Source organism: Aromatoleum evansii (assembly GCF_012910805.1).
Classification (GTDB): domain Bacteria; phylum Pseudomonadota; class Gammaproteobacteria; order Burkholderiales; family Rhodocyclaceae; genus Aromatoleum; species Aromatoleum evansii.
Genome location: NZ_WTVK01000120.1, coordinates 1 through 4,838, shown reverse-complemented (window position 1 = coordinate 4,838; position 4,838 = coordinate 1). Strand labels below are relative to the sequence as shown.

The 4,838-nt window shown below is 63.9% G+C and carries 4 protein-coding genes; all 4 read right to left on the bottom strand.

Annotated features, from left to right (window positions below):
* Positions 1-105: 105 nt before the first annotated feature.
* The 4 genes from GO615_RS27080 to GO615_RS27065 are packed head-to-tail and all read right to left on the bottom strand — an operon-like array spanning position 106 to position 4,674.
* Positions 106-1,515 (bottom strand): TniQ family protein, encoded by a 1,410-nt coding sequence (locus tag GO615_RS27080; RefSeq protein WP_211167395.1) that lies wholly within the window; start codon positions 1,513-1,515, stop codon positions 106-108.
* Positions 1,512-2,408 carry a TniB family NTP-binding protein gene (locus GO615_RS27075; RefSeq protein ID WP_246262490.1) on the bottom strand — a complete coding sequence of 299 codons (897 nt, stop codon included), beginning with the start codon at positions 2,406-2,408 and terminating at the stop codon, positions 1,512-1,514. The genes GO615_RS27080 and GO615_RS27075 overlap by 4 nt, the downstream gene beginning before the upstream one ends.
* Positions 2,405-4,075, bottom strand: coding sequence for a TnsB C-terminal domain-containing protein (locus tag GO615_RS27070; RefSeq protein ID WP_169132951.1), 1,671 nt, complete (start codon positions 4,073-4,075; stop codon positions 2,405-2,407). Before GO615_RS27070 ends, GO615_RS27075 begins: the two co-directional genes overlap by 4 nt.
* Complete coding sequence (locus tag GO615_RS27065; RefSeq protein ID WP_211167394.1) at positions 4,072-4,674, bottom strand: TnsA endonuclease N-terminal domain-containing protein; 603 nt, start codon at positions 4,672-4,674, stop codon at positions 4,072-4,074. Before GO615_RS27065 ends, GO615_RS27070 begins: the two co-directional genes overlap by 4 nt.
* Positions 4,675-4,838 lie beyond the last annotated feature (164 nt).

The following is a 4,838-nucleotide window of genomic DNA, read 5'->3' as shown; positions in this document are numbered from 1 at the left end:
TGTCGTTTTCCGTTAAAGACCGGAATATTTCCGTTGAAGGCGGAATCGCCCGTTAAATCCCGGAATGAGATGGCACGCAGCGCGAAGAGCGCTACAGCACTGGTCCTAGCTTGGGAGAAGGAGTTGAACCGCACCTACCGAGACGTTGATGCCGAACTGCCGTGCAATCTCATGCCGGGCATGATCGGCTCGCCAGCCGTTCCGATTGGTCAGGTTCACGTCTGCGCGGGTGAGCCATTGCCTGATGTCGCTCACTTGCTGCGGAGTCAACTGGTTCAGGCGCAAGGCCTTCTCAATGACCATGTGAATGCCGTAGGTCATGGCCGTTTCTATCCACCCTTCAACGGTGGCGGGCTTCAGCCCCACACCAGCTGCAGCCTGCTCAATGCTGTCGCCTTCTGCCAGCCGGGCAAACACACCGAGCCGGTCATAGTAGCCTTGGTGGAACATCCGTCGGGCTCTTGCTCTGAAGTCCATGCCGGACGCGACCATGGCATCCAACCATTCCCGCCAGTGCTCCAAATCGCTCGCTTGCCGTTGGTAACCGCATGCGGAGCCCAGAAGGCTGGGCAGGCGTTGGCGGTCTGCTGTGTCCACCTCCGGCAGCAGTTCCAGAAGGCTCGCGACGCTCAGAGCGCGCAGATCGCCGAGCATTTGTTCAAGGCGAGTTGGCCAGTCCGGGATGGCCCATGCCAAGATGAGCAAAGTGCCGTAGTTGGACTGCCATTTGATCAGGAGGCGTTCATCGGCCTGCATTCCAAGGTCGCACACGATGCGGCTGAACAGGCGCTCGCGGCGATGATCCGCCGTATCCTCCCACACTGCCGCGGAGATCAGATCGGCAATCACGGTCAGCGTACCCCAATCAACCGGGCCAATACCGGGCAGATCACCTGCGCCGTGACGTTTCAGGTTCAGCAACTGCTCTTGCAACTCTATGGCAGGCTGGATGGCCGAGCGGGGCGTGAAGCGGCTCCAGGGGGCACCGCAGCGGTGGCAGCCATGGAGAACGATTGCATCCCGGCTGCTCAGATCACCTATTCGCAGGTCTTTCGCGCAAGCAGGGCATCGGCTCGTCAATACGCTGCGGTGGCGCGGGCAAGCGGCGAGCCAACCGATCATCCAACTGCGGCGGATATACGCATGCTTGTCTTCGGCCAGGCAGCGCGGGCAGACGGCGATGAAGCGGTCATTGGGCTGCTTCACGGATGGCTGGTGGACGTAGTGGGCACTCCAGCGCCCCTGGCGTTCATCCGATCTGGCCGACGACCATCCTGCCAAGGTCATATGCCCGAGCCGCTTGGCGCTGACACCGGTTTTCTGGCCGATGGTGGCCAGATGCTCCCGGCTGGGGCGGCGCCACCAATGCGCATCGCCACGGCTGTCGATGCCGAAGGCATGGCGAACGAAGGTGTGCGCAGACATGCCGAGCATCGACGCAAGGCGGCACAACCACGAGGCCAGCGCCTCGTCGGCCATCGGTTCGGTGTAGACCGGGATGCGGGCAGCCGTCACACGTTCACGCGCCTGCGCCCCGTGGGCGAGATGAAGCCGGATTTCTCGATCAGCTTCGCTGTGATGGCCTCCGCGCCTGAGGTGACCGCCGTTGCGGCAGCGCGGGTCACGATCGAGACGATCTCGCCCAGCACGCCTTCGGACATGGCAAAGATTTTTTCTGCCAACGCAGGCTGTGCCAGTCCGGAGGGTGCGCGCAGCGGCAGCAGCGCCTCCAGCGTACTGAGCAGGCGACGGTACGCCTCATCTTCGTTCCACACCGGCAGCGCCAAGGGCTCGAAGCGGTTGGCGAGTTGGTCGTCGCTGCGAATGGCTCGCAGCGCTTCAGCGGTGCCTACGCCGACCAGCGGTATCTGCAATTCGTTGCCGAGCCAGCGCAGTTGGTTGAGCATGCGCCGTTGTTGGACTGCCGAGCCGGAGAGGACGTTGTGCAATTCGTCGATGATGAGCATGCGCACGTCAGTTGAGCGCATTAGGCGAGTCGCTAGGCTCTGCTGTGCAGCGACCCTTTCCCTGGACCATTGGTTCATCCCCAGTGCTTCTAGGATGGCACCGAAGAAGCGCAACTCGTCAGGGCCAGCCGGCATTTGTATTTTCAGGACTGGTATGCGGGCCATGCCGTCTTCCGTATCCGCCGCCGCCAGCGGCGGATGGCTGCGGCGGAACTTCTCGACGATCATGGTCTTGCCGTTGTTCGTCGGCCCGACCAGAAGCAGGTTCGGCATCCGGGTTCGCTTCGGGAATGACAGCACATCCTCAATCGCCGCCAGTGCGGCCTGCGCCCGTGCGTAGCCGATCCACCGATCCGTGCGGATGCGGCGTACCCGCGATGGCGCGTCTTCGTCTGCCCATGCGCGTGCGGAGGGATGCAGGTGTGGGTAGTCGCCGCTCAATTCCATTCCTCGAACGGGAACATCTGCTCATGCGGCTGTTGCCCGTTCGCAGGAAGATCATTGGTTTTCAGAGGGGCGGAAGCGGCCGGCGCGGTGACGGCCTGCTTTTGCTGGACCATGCGCCGCCGCTCCTTTTGCCGGCGCGCGGCTTTGCTGGTGTGCGCCGCCTGGTCAGCGATTTCGCGCATGGCTTCCACCGCGCGGAAGATCGCGGCTTCATCGACGTGCGCATTGCCTTGCTCGCGCAGCCGCTTGAGCGCCGCCCGGTGTTCCCACAGGCTGATCGGCGGGCGCCGCAAGTCACGGTAGGTCAGGTCGTAGTAGATTCCGTCCGGCCCCAGCAGGTAGATGCGGCTCAGGTCGCGCGGATCGAAGCGGATGATCATCGGCTCCGCATGCCCGATCCAGGTGGACAGCACGTCCGACCAGTAGCCGATGGAGTGCAGCGACACTCCATCGCGCCGCACGAGACGCCGGGCGATCGGCAGGAAATCGATGAGGAAGCGCCGCGGATCGTTCACCGTCGTCGGACTACCTCGCCCAAGCACCTGATCATCGCCCGAGATGCCTTTCTCCCAGGCTACCAACGGCGGTACGCCCAGCCCTCGATGCATTTCGCGGTGGTACACGCCAGCGATGGCATGGCCCAGCCACCGCTCGACTTCTTCCAGGGTCATCACGGCGCTCTTGGCGGGATCGAGATCGCCTTTGGCCTGCACGTTGGAGAAGGTCGTTCCCGGCAGCAGGTGAACCTTGCCCATCATCGTGCCGATCAGACGCTCGATGTGGCCGCCGTAATGCGGCGTGCGCACCGGCCGATGGTCGATGGCGATGCCATGCTGCTCGCAACCGCGTCGCAGCGCCTCGGAGCGGAACTCCTTGGCGTTGTCCAGGTGCAGACGCTCGGGGATACCGTGCACCGGCCACGCTCCGTCGATACCCCGCTCGGCCAGCCAGGCATCCTTCGGCAACGCGGCCTGGCTGATGCACAGCGCCACCGACGTTGCCGACGGGGGCTCCAGAGACAGGTGCAGACCGGCCACGCAACGCGTGCACACGTCAATGGCAAGCGTCAGCCAGGGCCGCTGGATCGGCTCGCGCGTCTGGCTGTCCACCACGATCACATCGACCAGCGTGTGGTCGATCTGTACCAGCGACAGCGGCCAGGGCGCTTCCAGCGACCCAGCCGCCGGCGCGAACCGATCACGCGCAGCCTTGCGACCATGACGCTGGGCCATCACTTCCGAAGCTGGGCGGGCACTCAGCCGGCGCTCGATCGCTCCCCGGCTTGGCAGCTCCAGGCCCGCCGCTCGGCACCGTATATGGACCTGCGCGACCAGATCCGACACCCGTGGCTTCTGCCGCGTCAGGTACATCTCCTCCGTGACCTGGTTGATGATCGCGGTCACTTCCGGCGCCAGCATCGACTTGCCTTGCTTGCGGCCACGCTGCTGCGGCAGCAGGCTGGACAACTGCGGAGCGGCGAGATAGCGCGCCAGCAGGTCGTAGGTCGAGCTGACGCTGCATCCGATCTGGCTGGCTACCTGGGCCACATCCTCGCGCGTGCGCTCGGTGGCCTTGGCCAGACGGCGGATTACGGCGAGCCGGTCGCGTGCCCTGGCCCAATCGGCTTCGCTGACCTGCGTGAGGTCGATGGTTGCGGTCATGTCGCCCGCACGGGGCTGCTGGCAAGCAGAGCCACCGACAGGTCATCGACCAGCAAGCGCCCCTGCGCGAGCATTCTCCAGATGGTGGCGAGTGCCAACGGGCGCTCAAGCCGCGCCGTCGATACGAGTTGTCCGATGGTCGGCGCGCGCAGCGACTTCAACGCCGACAACACGGCATTGCACGCCGCCACGTCCAGTGGAGCCGAGCGCAGCGGGATCAATCGCAGCGCATTCTCCAGTTCCACGCCACGAATGCCGCACTCCGTGGCGATGCGGAAGGTGACACCCTTCGCTTGCGCCCAGTCGCGCGCCGCCTTGAACGCTGGGCGCAGGTTCGACCACTGGCTGCGCAGGTCCGTGCGGTATTTGATCTCGACCAGTTCACGTCGCCCGTCGCTCCAGGACACCAGAAAGCCCGGCGTGTACCGCCGCGGCTTGCCCGCATCCATGAAGTGGATCGTCTCGGGCTGCGAAACCAGCTCGGCGGCCGGATCGCGGAACTGGGTAAGCAACACAAAGTCCCGCTCAAGCGCGCTCTCATGTTCAACGGCCTTCTGCCGCACCGGCTGGAAGCCAGTGATATGGGAGCGTCTGCTCAAGGGGATTCGTCGCATTCCGTCGTCCGGTTGGGTGTTCACTCAGTCCAACTTTAACGGAAATTTCGCCCTGATTCCAGGAATTAACGGAAATCAGAATATGCTGCAACAGGCTTGAACCATGAAATCCGGGTGTTTTCAAGTCCAGCCTTTAGCGGAAAACGACA